Annotated in this window: 15 protein-coding genes; 4 read left to right on the top strand and 11 right to left on the bottom strand. The window is 38.0% G+C overall.

All coding sequences use genetic code 11. The annotated features are described in order from the left end of the window. Positions 1 to 236: 236 nt before the first annotated feature. Genes dolP through DV427_RS07065 form a run of 4 tightly spaced genes read right to left on the bottom strand, consistent with a single transcriptional unit; the run spans position 237 to position 3,557 of the window. Entirely contained in the window at positions 237 to 818 is a 582-nt protein-coding gene (dolP, locus tag DV427_RS07050) for a division/outer membrane stress-associated lipid-binding lipoprotein (protein WP_114891803.1), read from the bottom strand. A gap of 55 nt (positions 819 to 873) precedes the next feature. After that, the gene (locus DV427_RS07055) at positions 874 to 1,458 is read right to left on the bottom strand and encodes a D-sedoheptulose-7-phosphate isomerase (RefSeq protein ID WP_114891804.1); all 585 of its coding nucleotides are present in this window, start codon (positions 1,456 to 1,458) and stop codon (positions 874 to 876) included. 12 nt (positions 1,459 to 1,470) lie between these two features. Then, entirely contained in the window at positions 1,471 to 1,830 is a 360-nt protein-coding gene (locus DV427_RS07060) for a YraN family protein (protein WP_048954017.1), read from the bottom strand. Further along, positions 1,830 to 3,557, bottom strand: coding sequence for a penicillin-binding protein activator (locus DV427_RS07065; RefSeq protein WP_114891805.1), 1,728 nt, complete (start codon positions 3,555 to 3,557; stop codon positions 1,830 to 1,832). The genes DV427_RS07060 and DV427_RS07065 overlap by 1 nt, the downstream gene beginning before the upstream one ends. 71 nt (positions 3,558 to 3,628) lie before the next feature. Here DV427_RS07065 and rsmI point away from each other — a divergent pair, with 71 nt between their 5' ends. From rsmI to DV427_RS07080, 3 genes are all read left to right on the top strand, one after another. Next, the gene (gene rsmI, locus DV427_RS07070) at positions 3,629 to 4,480 is read left to right on the top strand and encodes a 16S rRNA (cytidine(1402)-2'-O)-methyltransferase (protein ID WP_114891806.1); all 852 of its coding nucleotides are present in this window, start codon (positions 3,629 to 3,631) and stop codon (positions 4,478 to 4,480) included. A gap of 102 nt (positions 4,481 to 4,582) precedes the next feature. Next, positions 4,583 to 6,031 (top strand): metalloprotease TldD, encoded by a 1,449-nt coding sequence (gene tldD / locus DV427_RS07075; RefSeq protein ID WP_114891807.1) that lies wholly within the window; start codon positions 4,583 to 4,585, stop codon positions 6,029 to 6,031. Between the two features lie 122 nt (positions 6,032 to 6,153). Next, a complete protein-coding gene (locus DV427_RS07080; protein WP_005635820.1) occupies positions 6,154 to 6,705 on the top strand; it encodes an NlpC/P60 family protein in 552 nt (183 codons plus the stop codon). An 84-nt stretch (positions 6,706 to 6,789) separates the two neighbouring features. Here DV427_RS07080 and fbp read toward each other — a convergent pair whose 3' ends face one another. After that, positions 6,790 to 7,794 (bottom strand): class 1 fructose-bisphosphatase, encoded by a 1,005-nt coding sequence (gene fbp / locus DV427_RS07085; RefSeq protein WP_114891808.1) that lies wholly within the window; start codon positions 7,792 to 7,794, stop codon positions 6,790 to 6,792. Between the two features lie 234 nt (positions 7,795 to 8,028). On the opposite strand from fbp, the gene truA reads away from it, so the two are divergent. Continuing rightward, positions 8,029 to 8,838: a tRNA pseudouridine(38-40) synthase TruA gene (gene truA / locus DV427_RS07090; protein WP_114891809.1), complete on the top strand. Its 810-nt coding sequence runs from the start codon at positions 8,029 to 8,031 to the stop codon at positions 8,836 to 8,838. A 92-nt stretch (positions 8,839 to 8,930) separates the two neighbouring features. Here truA and DV427_RS07095 read toward each other — a convergent pair whose 3' ends face one another. The 6 genes from DV427_RS07095 to DV427_RS07120 are packed head-to-tail and all read right to left on the bottom strand — an operon-like array spanning position 8,931 to position 15,357. After that, complete coding sequence (locus DV427_RS07095; protein WP_114891810.1) at positions 8,931 to 9,947, bottom strand: YeiH family protein; 1,017 nt, start codon at positions 9,945 to 9,947, stop codon at positions 8,931 to 8,933. An 11-nt stretch (positions 9,948 to 9,958) separates the two neighbouring features. After that, positions 9,959 to 10,768 (bottom strand): peptide ABC transporter ATP-binding protein, encoded by an 810-nt coding sequence (locus DV427_RS07100; protein ID WP_114891811.1) that lies wholly within the window; start codon positions 10,766 to 10,768, stop codon positions 9,959 to 9,961. Then, on the bottom strand, positions 10,768 to 11,817 hold the full coding sequence (locus DV427_RS07105; protein ID WP_114891812.1) for a peptide ABC transporter ATP-binding protein: 1,050 nt from the start codon (positions 11,815 to 11,817) through the stop codon (positions 10,768 to 10,770). The genes DV427_RS07100 and DV427_RS07105 overlap by 1 nt, the downstream gene beginning before the upstream one ends. Positions 11,818 to 11,820: 3 nt before the next feature. Then, complete coding sequence (locus tag DV427_RS07110) at positions 11,821 to 12,708, bottom strand: ABC transporter permease subunit (protein WP_114891813.1); 888 nt, start codon at positions 12,706 to 12,708, stop codon at positions 11,821 to 11,823. Beyond that, positions 12,698 to 13,663 (bottom strand): ABC transporter permease, encoded by a 966-nt coding sequence (locus tag DV427_RS07115; protein ID WP_114891814.1) that lies wholly within the window; start codon positions 13,661 to 13,663, stop codon positions 12,698 to 12,700. Before DV427_RS07115 ends, DV427_RS07110 begins: the two co-directional genes overlap by 11 nt. Next, positions 13,663 to 15,357 carry an ABC transporter substrate-binding protein gene (locus DV427_RS07120; RefSeq protein ID WP_114891815.1) on the bottom strand — a complete coding sequence of 565 codons (1,695 nt, stop codon included), beginning with the start codon at positions 15,355 to 15,357 and terminating at the stop codon, positions 13,663 to 13,665. The genes DV427_RS07115 and DV427_RS07120 overlap by 1 nt, the downstream gene beginning before the upstream one ends. Between the last annotated feature and the right edge of the window lie 60 nt (positions 15,358 to 15,417).

Here is a 15,417-nt window from a genome sequence, read left to right on the forward strand (position 1 = left end):
CTTGTTATTATGCGATGTTAAACACAAGATATAGTGTTTGTAATAAAATTATGCACAAGGTAATGTGTTTTTTGCTTGAGATCAAGCAATAAATTTTTTGCTTGAATTATTGACAATAGGTAACTTATTTAAAAATAAATGGTTTTTTCGAAAGAGCAAAAAAATCAAATTTTTTTACTTGTAAAAATGAGAAAAGTGCGGTTGAAATTCGTTGAATTTTTACCGCACTTTGAAGATTAGTTGAGATATTTGAAAACTTTAATTACTTTTTTCACGCCACTGATTTTGCTCGCAATATCTGCGGCCGCATCAGCTTGGGCATGAGTCACTGTACCGAGTAGGAAAACTTCTCCGTTTTCACTAATAACTTTAACATCGGTTGCTTTAACTCGATCATCGACTAACATTTTTGATTTGACTTGCGTAGTAATCCAACTGTCTTTGCTGATTTGTGCAAAAGAGATTTTCGGGCCAACAGTCAGCTCGTTATAAATGTCATTGACACCTTCAACACCTTTTGCAAGAGCTGTGGCAGTGTCCTTTACGCCACTATTAGGAACTTGACCGATTAAAAGCACTCGACCATTGTAGGATACGGCATTTACACGACCTTCAGACTTAATTTGGGCATCTTTTTCAACGGCATTTTCTACTTTGAATTCGAGTGTTTCGTCATCAATTTGTGCCCCAGTTGTTCGAGGATCGGTACCTACTTTAGCTGCTACAGCTCCACCTCCAATCACAGCTGCAACACATCCCTGTAAAAAGATTGTTGTTCCAAGTACGATAGCCAGTTTTTTTAATGGGGATAATTTCATATTAACTCCTTTTGAGATTGAACTACTGGTAGTTTGAAAGTAATTTATTTTTCTGTCAAGCACTTGGGAACAACGTATGGTCAACTAATTCACAAAGGGCATTAATAACAAAAAGATGGTTTTCTAGGACTCGACTTTCTTTGGTTGCTGGAATCGATATTTCTAAATCACTATCGGCTAAAATTCCTTGAATTGAATCGTTATTAGAGCCTGTGAGTGCAATGACATTAACTTCTTTATTTACTGCATGAGAAATAGTATTTAGCACGATTTTCTCTGTTCCCAAAGGTGCAAAAGCGATAAGTAAGTCGCCCGGTTTGGCAACGGCATTAAATTGGTGACAATACAATTCTTCAGGCGAGTGTTCAAAAACAAGAGAAGAACCCACCGCACTTTCTAAACTTAAGAGTACAGAGGGAAAACTCGGTCTTGCTAAATCGTATCGATTAAGTAAGTTAGATACGAGAAACTGTGCATTGGCATAAGAACGCGAGACGCCACAAGCGATCACCTTATTGCCGCCTAGCAAACATTGCATCACCATTTGGGTAGCGTTAGCAATATTTTCCGAAAGCATGCTAGATGCAGCAATTTGAATTTGAATACTTTCGCTATAAATATCTTTTACTTTTTGTAACATCATAAAAAGCCATTAATCGAGAAAATTAGGAATCCATTGAATATCTTGGGGCGTTTTGCCAAAGGCGATTAAATCAAAACGACAATCGGCGTCTTCTAAACTCATGTTTTGTTTCATTAGCCATAAATTTGCAGCATCCAACCATTTTTGTTGTTTTTGCCAATCTACGCTTTCTATTGCAGAGCCAAAGGCATGATTAGAACGCTGGCGAACTTCAACAAAAACGATGGTTCCTTTGTCATTCATAATAAGATCAAGTTCACCACATTTGAAATTTTGATTAGCCGCAATAAATTTTAAGCCTTTTGATTCTAAAAAAAGGCGAGCTTGATGCTCAAAGCTCGCCCCTTGTTGACGTTTTAAAGAAAACATTAGTTTGCGACCGGCACAACTGCACCATCTTGATATTGATACCAAGTCATATCGCGTTCAACATTACAATTTGTACCCGCACTTAAAATACCAGTTAAACCACTTAAGCGATATCCTGGTACTTGGCGTAATTCATTAAATTGATTGATGAGTAACCAAGCATCCGCGCCCATTGCGTATAAACGCATTAATTGATATTCACCGCCAGTTGTTTTGGCGAGTTTTTGATATTGTGGTGAATTGGTTTCTTTAAAAAATGGAATATCACTAAATTGAACGCCATTCATTTGAGCGACAAACTCAGGATTGCTGCTTGCTGCATTGGAGCTTGAGCGTGAGCTTGCATAAATACGTAAATTTGGTGCGCTATTCGTTAAATATCCTTTCATTTCAACCAATTCATCTGGATTGGCGACCACGTAAAGTGCGGTTGAATTTGAACCATTTTCTTGAAGGAAATAAGTGACATCCGCTGGTAAATTATAGTAACGAATATTCGCATCTGTGCCCGCTAATTGTTGCCAACGCACATTAAAGGCATTGCCTACGCGTTGTCCTAAATCATTTTGCGGCATGGCGACGAGTGGACTACGAATTCCATCATTCCACATTTTATTGGCTGCTGACTCTGCTTCATCTTCTGGTGAAAGTCCATAATAGCAAAGTTGACCAATTGCACGAGAATTTGGTGTTGCATTTAATGCAAGCACATCCATACCTTGAATTTGTGCAGGATCCGCTAAAATCACATCAAGATTTTGTTTTAGTAATGGACCAACTAATGTTTTAATCCCCGCTTGTTTTGCTTGTGCAATGATATCTTGTACAGAATTCATTGAGGTATCAAATACTTGCACTGGAATTGTTGAGTTACCTTTCGCATCATTGAAACCCGATTGAATGGTTGTACCAAGAATTTGTCCGTCACCACTTAATGGCAAGAGTAAACCAATTTGTGACACATTCGTTTGTTGGAAATTAAGCAATGTAAGCAATTCTTTTGGGAATAACGTTGCGGCAGCATGATTTGGGTAAGCATTTTTCCAACTTTGCAATGCTTGGCTTAATTGAACTGGTTGACGAATATAATCATTGTAGGTTTTGATTAAGTTTAACCAACCGCCTAAAGCCGCGCTGCCTTCATCTGAAGCATTATTGATTACACCAGTATTTGCTGAACGTAACAATGTCCAAGTTTTATCAACATTATCTTGGCGACGTTGTACATCCGTTAAATTCTCATCAATTTTTACCCGAGCTTTTACGGCTTCAATGATGTCTTTTCGGTTTTCAGCAACAATAGCTAAGGTTTCGTAATAACGAGATTTTTGTGACGGGCTTAATTTATTTAAATCCAATGCACGTAATTGATTTTGCGCGACTTCATTAGCATTTTTTGCAGCAGAAATTCTCGCTTCAATTAATGCACGATCTAATTTTTGCGCATCATTTAATTCACCTAATTCACTTAATAAAGCTTCTGATTGTTCAACTTTATTTTCACTGATTAACACGCGAGCTGCGAGCAATTTATAGGTTTGTTGATCTTCAAGTTCTTGTGCTTGTCCTAATTTATTCATATAAAATTCAGAACTTGCATTCGCATCTTGTTGTAAAGTTTGCGTAAAACTGCTGCCAAGTAGATTTGAACAGCCAGCTAAGGCCATTGACAATAAAATTGGCATTAAACGTTTTTTAAAACGTCCGCCTTGTAATAGAATAGACATTCTTGCTCCATCATGAACAGACAATAGTTGTGGCAGATCTTACTTATCTCATAACTTAAAAGCAAACAAAAATGACTGATTTAACCGGAATTTTATATATTGTTGCCACACCGATTGGCAATTTACAGGATATTACCCAGCGCGCTTTAGATACTTTTGCGCAAGTGGATTTAATTGCCGCAGAAGATACCCGTCATAGTGGTCTTCTATTAAGTCATTACGGCATTAAAAAGCCATTTTTTGCTTTGCATGATCACAATGAACAAGAAAAAGCCCATATTTTGGTGGACAAACTCAAGAAAGGTAGCAATATTGCTTTAATTTCTGATGCGGGGACGCCATTAATTAGTGATCCTGGTTTTCATTTAGTACGCCAATGCCGTGAGGCTGGTATTCGTGTTGTTCCTTTGCCTGGGGCATGTGCGGCAATTACCGCACTTTGCGCATCAGGGATTGCTTCTGATAGATTTTGTTTTGAAGGTTTTTTACCAGCGAAAAGTAAAGCCCGCAAAGATAAATTAGAAAATATCGCAGAAGAAGACCGTACTTTAATTTTTTATGAATCCACTCACCGTATTTTAGATACGCTAGAAGATATGCAATCGGTGTTAGGGGAAGAACGATATATTGTGTTAGCCCGTGAAATTACTAAAACTTGGGAAACGATTATGGGTAATACGATTAAAAATTTACGCGAATGGCTTTTAGAAGATCCTAATCGTACAAAAGGCGAGATGGTTTTGATTGTGGAAGGCAAACCAAAGTCTGACAATAACGATGAAATTTCTCCACAAGCGGTGAAGGCACTTGAATTAATTGCAGAAGAATTACCGCTAAAAAAAGCAGCTGCTATTGTTGCTGAGTTGTATGGTTATAAGAAGAATGCTTTGTATCAATTTGGATTAGCGCATTTGGAAAAATAACCTCAAAATTAACCGCACTTTATTCATCCGATTTTAATCAGTGCTGTTGCACCAAACGGACACAAGCTCTTACAAGATATTTACTTTTAGACTGGAAAAAATATGTTAAACCAAGTTTCAAATACATTACTGACACCAAGTAATCTTTCAACTAAAGCATTGCTCAATATTTTCGATATGATGTCGCATCGCAATATTGATTATGCTGATCTGTATTTTCAACTTAGCCAAGATGAAAGTTGGGTATTGGAAGATGGCATTATAAAAGAAGGCGGTTTTCATATTGATCGTGGTGTTGGCGTGCGGGCAGTTTCTGGTGAGAAAACAGGCTTTGCTTATGCCGATCAAATTAATCTTGCTTCTTTGCAGCAATGTGCAGAGGCGGTAAAGGGAATTGCGCAAGTCAAACAGGGGAATTTGATTTCCCCATCCGCTTTTAATGTTGTAAATCCTATTGCTCGTTATGCAGCGATTAATCCTTTGGAAAGTTTGACTAAAGAGAAAAAAATTGAGCTATTACATTTAGTTGATCGTACAGCACGCGCGGAAGACCATCGCGTAACCCGTGTATCAGCAAGTCTTAGTTCCGTTTATGAAGAAGTATTAGTCATGGCGACGGATGGTACGCTAGCGGCAGATATTCGTCCTTTAGTTCGCTTATCTATTTCTGTGTTAGTAGAAGAAAATGGAAAACGTGAACGAGGAAGTTGTGGTTCTGGTGGGCGTTTCGGTTTAGATTGGTTCTTTGAAGTGATTGATGGCGATATTAGAGCAGTACTTTTTGCTAAAGAAGCGGTTCGTCAAGCCTTAGTAAACCTTAGTGCAGTTGCAGCACCAGCAGGATTAATGCCAGTGGTATTAGGCGCAGGTTGGCCAGGCGTGTTGTTACACGAGGCGGTAGGGCATGGTTTAGAAGGGGATTTTAACCGTAAAGAAAGTTCACTTTTTACAGGCAAGATTGGTGAGCAAGTGACTTCACCGTTATGTACGATCGTGGATGATGGTACGATTGAAAATCGTCGAGGTTCATTAACTATTGATGATGAAGGTGTGCCAAGCCAGTGCAATGTACTCATCAAAGAAGGGATTTTGCAAGGTTACATGCAAGATAAAATGAATGCCCGTTTGATGGGTGTGGCTCCAACGGGAAATGGACGACGTGAGTCTTATGCCCATTTACCAATGCCTAGAATGACTAACACCTATATGCTTGCAGGACAAAGTCAGTTTGATGATTTGATTGCTTCTGTAGAACAGGGCATTTATGCACCGCACTTTGGTGGTGGTCAAGTGGATATTACGTCTGGTAAATTTGTATTTTCCACTTCAGAAGCTTATTTAATTGAAAAAGGAAAAATCACCAAACCAGTGAAGGGCGCAACTTTAATTGGCAGCGGCATTGAAGTGATGCAAAAGATTTCTATGGTTGCAGATAAATCAGAACTTGATTTAGGTATCGGAGTTTGTGGTAAAGAGGGGCAAAGTGTGCCAGTCGGTGTTGGACAGCCCGCACTAAAAATTGATGAAATTACCGTGGGTGGTACAAATTAAACCAAAATTGCGCAAAAGATCACAAAAATCCCATTAAAATTGGATTTTTACTGGCAATTTAATTCAAATTTTGATAGTCTCGGGCAGAATTATATTTTTATATCTTTTAATTATTTTAAATTATGTTGAAAAGAATTTTAGTTATTATCGGTTTAGCGACCCTCGCAACCGCCTGTTCTAATGGGCCTCGAACGGCAAATCACCAAGTTATTTCAGAAAGTGATGATGCTCAATTAACCGGTTTGATTAGTAATTTAGAAAAAGGTAATCGTTCAGGGATTTTCCACAAAGTGAGAACAAACCGTTCATCAGCTTTAATGGGGGATAAGGCTTTAGCTGGTGTGTATAATGAATGGGTGGGAACCGCTTATCGTATGGGCGGTACAACCAAACGTGGTATTGATTGTTCTGCATTTATGCAAACAACTTTTTCTGAAGCATTTGGCATTGAGTTGCCTCGTTCGACAGCTGAACAACGTTATTTAGGTAAACAAATTAGTAAATCAGAGTTGAAAAAAGGCGATTTAGTTTTCTTCCGTAAAAATAACCATGTCGGTGTTTATATTGGTAATAACCAATTTATGCATGCAAGTACAGGGCAAGGTGTGACGATAAGTTCCCTTGATGAAGAATACTGGGCTAGAACTTACACTCAATCGCGTCGTATCATGTAATGAAAAGAAAACCGAACATTAAGTTCGGTTTTTTTGATCAGCTTATTGATAAAAATCTCCTCTTTGTAATCGAGGAGATTTTTATTATTCTTCTTTAAATTCTTCCATCATTTCTTGCGCTTTTTTCACCATATCTTGTGAACCAACAAATAGTGGAACACGCTCATGAAGTGCGGTTGGTTCGATATCTAAAATTCGACGATAACCATCCGTTGCGATACCATCAGCTTGCTCCGCTAAAAATGCAATTGGATTGCCTTCATATAATAAACGGAGTTTTCCATTTGGATAGTTGGTTGCACTTGGGTAAATATAAATGCCGCCTTTTAATAAGTTGCGGTGGAAGTCTGCTACAAGTGAACCAATATAGCGAGAGACGTAAGGACGATGAGTCGCTTTATCTTCTTCTTGGCAATATTTAATATATTTTTTCACACCTTGTGGGAATTTGAGGTATTGCCCTTCATTGATGGAATAAATCCGACCAGTTTTTGGCATTTGCATGTTTTCGTGAGAAAGACAGAATGTACCGATTGATGGATCATAAGTAAAACCATTAACCCCATTACCAGTGGTATATACCAACATAGTTGATGAGCCATAAACAATATAACCTGCGGCAACTTGTTTATTCCCTGGTTGTAAGAAATCCTCTAAGGTGACAGGTGTGCCAATTGGAGATACGCGACGGTAAATGGAGAAAATTGTACCGACGGATACGTTTACATCAATATTCGAAGAACCATCAAGGGGATCGGTTAAAATAATGTATTTTGCATTGCGTCCACGTTCTGTATCAAACGCGATAAAACTTTCTTCTTCTTCAGATGCAAAACCAGCCACTTCTTCACGCGCCATTAATGCCGCTTTCATTGTGTTATGGGCGAATAAATCAAGTTTCATTTGACTTTCGCCTTGTACGTTTTCAACACCTGATTGGCCGAGAATATTTGTTAAGCCCGCTTTATTAATATCTCGGTGAATAATTTTCGCTAAAAGACGAATTGACGACAAAATACCACTCAATTCCCCTTTTGCATTTGGGTATTCTGCTTGGCGTTCAACAATAAATTCACTCAATGTTTTCATAATTTTCCTTTTAGTTTTTCATAATATGTCGATTAATTATAGGTAATTTGGAGTGTAAACTCTAATGATAGATTATCAGAATGAGATCTTTATCACAAAAATGTCACATTTATTGCTGTAATTTTTAGAAGCTATCACTTATTTGTTAATTAATTCTGGAGCGATTTTGTGAATTTGCGCTCCAAATAAACTTGAGCTACCATAACTGCACTTTATTAAGCCAAAAGGTAAAAAATGAAAATCGCATTAGGCATTGAGTATAACGGGAAAAATTATTATGGTTGGCAGAGACAAGAAAAAGTCCGCAGTGTACAAGAAGAATTAGAAAAGGCGCTTTCTTATATTGCGAATGAAAAAATTGAAATATTTTGTGCTGGCAGAACTGATTCTGGTGTGAGTGGAACGGGTCAGGTTATTCATTTTGAAACCAATGCAGTTCGCCCAGAGAAGGCTTGGGCTTTTGGTACTAATGCTCATTTACCTGATGACATTGCAGTGACTTGGGCAAAACAAGTCGATGATGAATTCCATGCGAGATTTTCCGCAACAGCACGCCGTTACCGCTATATTCTTTATTGTAATAAATTACGCTCTGCGATTTTAGCGGGAGGAATGACCCATTGCCATTTAGATTTAGACGCTGAAAAAATGCATCAAGCAGGGCAATTTTTATTAGGGGAACATGATTTTTCCTCTTTCCGCGCTGCACAATGTCAGTCTCATACGCCTTGGCGTAATGTGCATCATTTGAATGTGTCTCGTATCGGAAAATATATTATTGTTGATATTCAGGCGAATGCTTTTGTGCATCATATGGTGCGTAATATTGTGGGAAGTTTGATTGAGGTCGGTGCTGGAAATCAGCCGATTGAATGGATGCAATGGCTACTTGAGCAGAAAAATCGTCAGCTTGCCGCACCAACAGCAAAACCCGATGGCTTGTATTTGGTTGATGTGATTTATCCGCAGAAGTTTGATATTCCTAAACGCCCAATTGGCCCTTTATTTTTAGAGGATGGTTTATTAAATCGTACTTTGAAATAAAGCGTAATTTCATGTTTTAAATAACTATATCTGAAAATATTCTTCATAAAAAAAGACCGCACTTTAAAAGTGCGGTCAATCTTAAGTGAATTTTATATTAATTTTGATATTCCATAGTTCACTAAAAATCCCCCAATCACTAGCCATAAATAAATCAGTATCCCTAAAATCAGAGGTCTTAGTCCTGCTTTCTTTATTGCGCTTGCTTGCGTAGTTAAGCCGAGCGCAGCCATCGCTGAAATTAATAAGAAAGAATCGATTTCAACTAATAATTTCACAAGTTCTTTTGGTAATAAATCAAAAGAATTAAAAATGGCAACGCCAATAAAAAGTACAGCAAACCAAGGAATTGTAATTTTGTGTGACGTATTTTCTGATACTGTATCACTACGCGTTAATAACCAAGAAAGCATTAATAAAAATGGTGCGAGCATCATCACTCGGATCATTTTGGTAATGACGGCTGTATTCGCCACGATAGGATCAATATTTCCCCCTATCGCATAAACTTGAGCCACTTCATGCACGCTAGAGCCAACATAAATACCGAATTGATGAGCGTTAATTAAATGTTGTGACCAAGTGTAGAAAAATGGATAAGTAAAAATAGAAAGCGTCCCGAAAATGACTACTACGGCAATCGCCACTGAAACTTTATGTGATTCTGCTTTGGTAACAGGCTCTGCTGCCATTACAGCTGCTGCACCACAAATACTACATCCAGCCCCAGTGAGATAAACCAATTGTTTATCCATTTTTAGATAACGAATACCCAAAAGTGTGGTAAAAAAGAAAGTTGAAATTAGCACGATTGTATCAGTGACAACAGCATTTAATCCTACATCGGCGATATCGCCAAAAGTTAGGCGAAAACCATACAGCACAATGCCAGTGCGAAGAAGAGGACCTTTCGCAAATAATACTCCTTTTTCCACTTGTGCAGAAAATTGAGGGTAAATGGTATTGCCGATTGCCATTCCCAGCAAGATGGCAATAATTAAGGCACTGATATGATAGTGATGAGAAAAGTCGGTACTTCCTAAGTAGCTGGCAAGTACAGAGATAATCGCGATAAATATAAGTCCGAAATAAAAGGGACGAGTGTTCATTTTTTCTTTCCTTAGTTAGTATGAGTTTCCTTTACCCAGGCACTTTCATCCAAAATTTTTCCAAAATAACTTTCCACTAAACGACCAGTTACATCTGTTTGTGGATCGGTAAATAGCGTTTTAGGTGTACCGATCTTTATCATTTTCCCTTTATCCATCACGATGACCGAGTCTGCAATATGTTTAATCACGCCCAGGTCTTGCCCTACATAAATGTAAGAGATACCTAAACGTTGCTGCAAATCAAGGGTTAAATTTAGTAATTGAATGCGTACTGAAGCATCTAGATTGCCAAGTGCATCATCTATAATAATTATTTCAGGTTCTAAAATCAGCGCGCGTGCTAAAGCGACACGCTGTTTTTGGCTGATCGAAAGATTTTTGATTTTTAGATTGGTGTAATCGGGATAAAGCCCTACAAGTAACAGTGTTTCAAAGATTTTTTGATTGCGACGTTCTTCATCCCAATCTGTTGCTAAACGTAGCGGCGCATCTAATGCCTCACCGATATTTAAGCGAGGATTAAACGCTGAATTCGCATCTTGGAACACCATTCGAATATGTTGTGCTCGGTATTGGAAATCCTCAAATTGCAATTCATTATTGTTAAATAAAATTCTGCCAGAAGTGGGCTGTGTAATGCCCGCGATCATTTTTACTAATGTTGATTTCCCAGAACCATTTTTGCCGATAATTGCTAAGGTTTGTTGGCGCTCAAGAGAAAAAGTTACGTTTTCTACCGCATTAAAGTCACTCGTACCAAATAAACGCTTGCGGCCTTTGAAGGTTTTAGTCAAATCTTCTACTTGTAATAACGGCATTATTCATTTCCTTTGCTTGCAAGAGTTAATGGTGCGCTCGTTGCTTTTTCTTTGAATGTTTTCTCGCGTAAATTAATTGGATAATGGCAAGAAAATTCATGTTGTTTTATTTTGAATCGAGTTGGTTTCTCAATACATTTTTTCTGTGCAAAAGGACAACGAGGACCAAGACGGCAACCAATAGGCATTTGTTCTAAAATTGGCACGGTACCTTCTAAGGTGCTTAGTTTGCTTTTAAATCCTAAGGGCTGGGTAAAATCAGGCACGGCATTAATTAACGCTTGTGTGTAAGGATGATGAGGACTTTCAAGCAACATTTGTGTTGGGCCTGATTCCGTATTTTGCCCGCAATAGAGTACAGAAATCTGATCGCACCATTCACTAATACTTCTGATGTCATTGCTAGCCAATAAAACGGTTGTGCCTTGGTTTTGGTTCATACTAGAAAGTAATCGAAATACCTGTAATGCTGTTGTTGCTTCTAATGCATTAGTCGGTTCATCGGCAATAAGCAAGCGGGGCTGATTTGCTACTGCAATAGCAATCATGACTTTTTGTCCTTCACCTTCCGTTAATTCATTAGGATAGCTTGTCATAATGTCTTTGTGTTCTTTTATCCCTACACGATGCAATAATTCAACGGCACGGCGTTTTTTCCAACCAAACCATTGCCACCATTTTCCTTTAAATGTCCAATTTGGGATATTTTGGATTAATTGTTTACCAATTTTCCGACTTGGATCAAGACAAGAAAGAGGATCTTGGAAAATCATGGATATTTCTTTACCTACCAATTTCCGGCGTTTATTGGGACTAAGTTTTAGTAACTCTACATCATGAAAGCGAAAGCGATCTGCGGTAATAATCCAGTTTTCTTTGATGGCATTACAAATTACTTTGGCGATTAAACTTTTACCAGAACCTGATTCGCCAACAAGCCCACAAATTTCCCCTTCATTAATCGATAAATTTACGCCGTCCACAATCTTAACGAGGCCGTTTGAGGTTTGTATTTCGATATTTAGGTTACGGATGTCTAGTAGTGCCATAAATTATTCGTAATATTGGTTGATAGCTTTAGTTAAGCCATTGCTAAAAATAATGCTTAATAAAATGGTAAAAATAATTGCAAAGCCGGGAAGTAATACTGTCCAAGGTGCAAGATAGAGGAGTTCTAAAGAATCTCGAATCATTGCGCCCCATTCTGGGGTTGGTCGTTGTGCGCCAAGGGAAATAAAACTCAAGGCGCTAATATCCAATATGGCGACAACAAATGCTCGTGCAATTTCTTGAACATAGATTACGGTGATATTTGGCAAAATCGTACTTTTTAATAATTCCCTGTTAGAAATGCCCTCAAGTTTTAACATGAGTACGTAATCTTTTTTCAATTCTTGTTGAATTGCGCGATAAATTGCATGGATGAAATACGGCAATATCGCTAAAAGTGTTGCGAACATTGCATTCAATAAACTCGGTTCCATCAGTGTGGAAATTACGATAGCAATGAGCAAAATAGGGAGAGATAAAAAGGCATCGAAAATATGACCAACAAAACGCGCTTTTAAGCCTTTCAACATACCAGCAACAATGCCAAGGGTTCCACCAATTAAGGCAACGGCAAGTACGACTAGCAATGATGATCCAATAGTGTAACTTGTGCCCATAATTAGTCGGCTTAGTACATCACGGCCTAAATCATCAGTACCAAAGAAAAAGGCAATTTGACCTTTTTCGACCCAAGATGGTGGCATTAATTCTTGCCCGACAAACTGCATATTATGAGCATAAGGTGCGATCCAACCGCTAAAAAGTGCGGTTAGAATTAACAACGTTAATAAATAAAAGCTGAACAACGCAACGGTATTTTTGCGAAATAGTAGCCATATTTGGAATATTGAAGTATTTTCTCGAAATTCTTCAGGTTCTTTATCTTGCATACCAACCTTTCTTTTTAAATGGATCGAGCACGAAAGTAAGCGCTTTAATGAATGTGTCGATCAAAATAATGCAAACGCCAATGACAACTACACCCGCAGAAATACTATTGTAATCTTGTTGCGTTACGGCATCGATCAGCCAGCGACCAATTCCAGGCCAACCTAAAGCCGTTTCTACCAACATACATTGAGTTAATACTAGGGTAAACACGCGCGGTACTTGTGGAACAAGCAGAGGAAACGTATTACGGAATACATATTGATGGAGAATTTTCCATTTTGACCAACCCCGTGTTGTGGCAACTTTGGCAAAATTTTGGTTCAAAACATATTCTGCTCGTTGTTGAATAATTCGGATAATTTCCATTGTTGGCAAAATGCAAAGCACCAGTGTCGGTAAGGCTAAATGTTGTAAAACATTTTGTACAATTTTGGTGCGATAAGGCACATCCATAAACCAAACATCAATGACTGGGAAACCAGTAATCGGTTTTATTTCATAGAGTAAATTGTATTGCCCAATAGATGCAATTTCCCAATGATTTACCGCCGCCACATAAAGTAAAATCGGTGCGAGCCAAAATATTGGGATCGACAAACCAACATAAGATAAACTTTTTAAGCTCTTTGCAAAAATATGCTGAGAATTTACCGCACTTATAATGCCAAGCGGCACGCCGAGAATGAATGCCAATAAAAGTGCGGTAAAACAAAGCTCTAATGTGGGTGGAAGCACAGTTAGAATCAAATCTATGAGAGATTTTCCACCGTTATAAGTAATGCCAAAATCGCCATGTAATAAGGTGCTTAAATAATTAAAATAACTGGTGTAAATATTGTGAGTGACGAGATCAGCATTAAGCGGATCTCGCAATAAAATGACGAAACTTAGCAAAGATAACACGAGCAAGAGCAACGTTACCCAAAGGGTATGGCGAATAACAGACCACAACATTAGGGTTTCTCCTTGTGTAAGCGTAAGTCAGAAAAGTTAAGACTACCAAAAGGTGTCATTTCCACGCCTTTTACTCGGCTATTTGCTACCAAAATGCGTTTTACATTCGCGATAGGGATAATTGGCAATTCATGTAGAATCAGTTCTTGAGCGTCATTATAAGCACGTGCCCGTTCAGATAAATTAGATGTGGCAATCGCGCGATCCATTAAATTATTAAATTCTTCATTACACCAGTTAGATAAATTTGTGATTTCATTTTGCGTATTACAGCTCAAAATAGGGCGCATAAATCCGTCAGGATCAAGATTTCCTGCTAACCATCCAGCTAAAATTAAATCGTAATTTTCTGATTTATTGCGAAGTTGCTCACTCAAAAATGTGCGTGTTACAGTCCGCACTTTCACTTTCACACCGACTTGATCTAAATCGGATTTAATCATTTCCGCCATTTTAAAAGGCGCAGGGTTATACATTTGTTCTTCATTAATCACCCATAAATTGAGCGAAAGATGTTTATTTTCTAATTTTTTCTTTGCGACTTTTGGACTGTAATCAAAGTCAAATTCTGGCGTGTTTACGCTAGAAGCCCAAGATATTTCAGGAATAATGTTATTTGCCACTGTCGCAGTATTGTGATAGATGTTGTGAATAATACGTGCGCGGTTCAAACTTTGTGAGATAGCTTCTCGAATAGTACGATCCTGCATCAATGGTTTTTCAAAATTGAAGGCAAGATATGCCAAATTCATTCCGTCAGTGGATTGCATATAGTAGTGCTTATCATCGCTCTTTAATAAGCCAATTTGGCTCACTTCAGGATAAGAGGCTATTTGACATTCATTATTGAAAAATTTAACGAGTCGCCCGTTTCGATCAGTAGATAAATCCACGATAATATTTTCAATTTTTGCTTCTTTTTTCCAATAGTTTTCATTACGCACTAAGCGAACATATTGGTTATACACATAATCCTTTACTTGATAAGGCCCTGTGCCCACGGGGTGAGTATCTAATTGAGTGAGATTATCGTCAGCGCTTAATTGATAGGCATATTCTTGTGAAAAAATAATGGCATATTGACTGGCAAGATGCGATAAGATAGAGGAATCAGGCTCAAACAATTCAATTTTCACTTGATAAGGTGAAAGTGCGGTTACTGATTTAATTTTTTCATTAAGCTTAATGCTATCAAAATAAGGAAAGCGAACTTTTCTTGCTTGCTCGTGAAACACTTTATATTGTGGATTTTTATAGGTAATTGCGGTTTCTGCTAAGGTTGGCAAGTAAGTATCATGACCTAACACACGATTGATTGAAAACACTACATCTTCCGCATTAAAATCACGAGTGGGGGTAAACCAAGGCGTATGATGAAATTTCACCCCACGGCGTAAATTAATCAAAATTTCTTTGTTATCTGGTGATATTGAATAGGATTGTGCGAGTACGGGTGTAACGTTCGCGCTATGGTTTTTTATTTCAAAAAGTTTGTTATAAATTTGTTCTGTGACGACATTCATACTGGTGCCTGCATCCGCAGTTTGCGGATTAAAAGAAAATCCAGAGGCATTAGTACAATAAGTTAGTCCGTTTTCTGTTAGGTGTTCTGGTACGCGCGGAGCCGCTTGAAGTTGGGAGTTCAAGCCAATACCAAATAGAAAACAGAAAAACGTAAGATTTTTGCGTAACATAACAAATGCATTATGATAAATTATGTGCCAAATTGTAAGGCATATTAGTAAAAATGGCTA

It is taken from the genome of Haemophilus haemolyticus, assembly GCF_003351405.1.
Taxonomy (GTDB): Bacteria; Pseudomonadota; Gammaproteobacteria; order Enterobacterales; family Pasteurellaceae; genus Haemophilus; species Haemophilus haemolyticus_N.

Excerpts from the sequence above, each read along its gene's own strand:
- DV427_RS07080 (WP_005635820.1), top strand. The coding sequence starts at position 6,154 with ATGTTGAAAAGAATTTTAGTTATTATCGGTTTAGCGACCCTCGCAACC.
- DV427_RS07110 (WP_114891813.1), bottom strand. The coding sequence starts at position 12,708 with ATGCAAGATAAAGAACCTGAAGAATTTCGAGAAAATACTTCAATATTC.
- DV427_RS07100 (WP_114891811.1), bottom strand. The coding sequence starts at position 10,768 with ATGCCGTTATTACAAGTAGAAGATTTGACTAAAACCTTCAAAGGCCGC.
- dolP (WP_114891803.1), bottom strand. The coding sequence starts at position 818 with ATGAAATTATCCCCATTAAAAAAACTGGCTATCGTACTTGGAACAACA.
- DV427_RS07095 (WP_114891810.1), bottom strand. The coding sequence starts at position 9,947 with ATGAACACTCGTCCCTTTTATTTCGGACTTATATTTATCGCGATTATC.
- DV427_RS07055 (WP_114891804.1), bottom strand. The coding sequence starts at position 1,458 with ATGTTACAAAAAGTAAAAGATATTTATAGCGAAAGTATTCAAATTCAA.
- fbp (WP_114891808.1), bottom strand. The coding sequence starts at position 7,794 with ATGAAAACATTGAGTGAATTTATTGTTGAACGCCAAGCAGAATACCCA.
- tldD (WP_114891807.1), top strand. The coding sequence starts at position 4,583 with ATGTTAAACCAAGTTTCAAATACATTACTGACACCAAGTAATCTTTCA.
- DV427_RS07060 (WP_048954017.1), bottom strand. The coding sequence starts at position 1,830 with ATGTTTTCTTTAAAACGTCAACAAGGGGCGAGCTTTGAGCATCAAGCT.
- DV427_RS07065 (WP_114891805.1), bottom strand. The coding sequence starts at position 3,557 with ATGTCTATTCTATTACAAGGCGGACGTTTTAAAAAACGTTTAATGCCA.
- DV427_RS07115 (WP_114891814.1), bottom strand. The coding sequence starts at position 13,663 with ATGTTGTGGTCTGTTATTCGCCATACCCTTTGGGTAACGTTGCTCTTG.
- truA (WP_114891809.1), top strand. The coding sequence starts at position 8,029 with ATGAAAATCGCATTAGGCATTGAGTATAACGGGAAAAATTATTATGGT.
- DV427_RS07105 (WP_114891812.1), bottom strand. The coding sequence starts at position 11,817 with ATGGCACTACTAGACATCCGTAACCTAAATATCGAAATACAAACCTCA.
- DV427_RS07120 (WP_114891815.1), bottom strand. The coding sequence starts at position 15,357 with ATGTTACGCAAAAATCTTACGTTTTTCTGTTTTCTATTTGGTATTGGC.
- rsmI (WP_114891806.1), top strand. The coding sequence starts at position 3,629 with ATGACTGATTTAACCGGAATTTTATATATTGTTGCCACACCGATTGGC.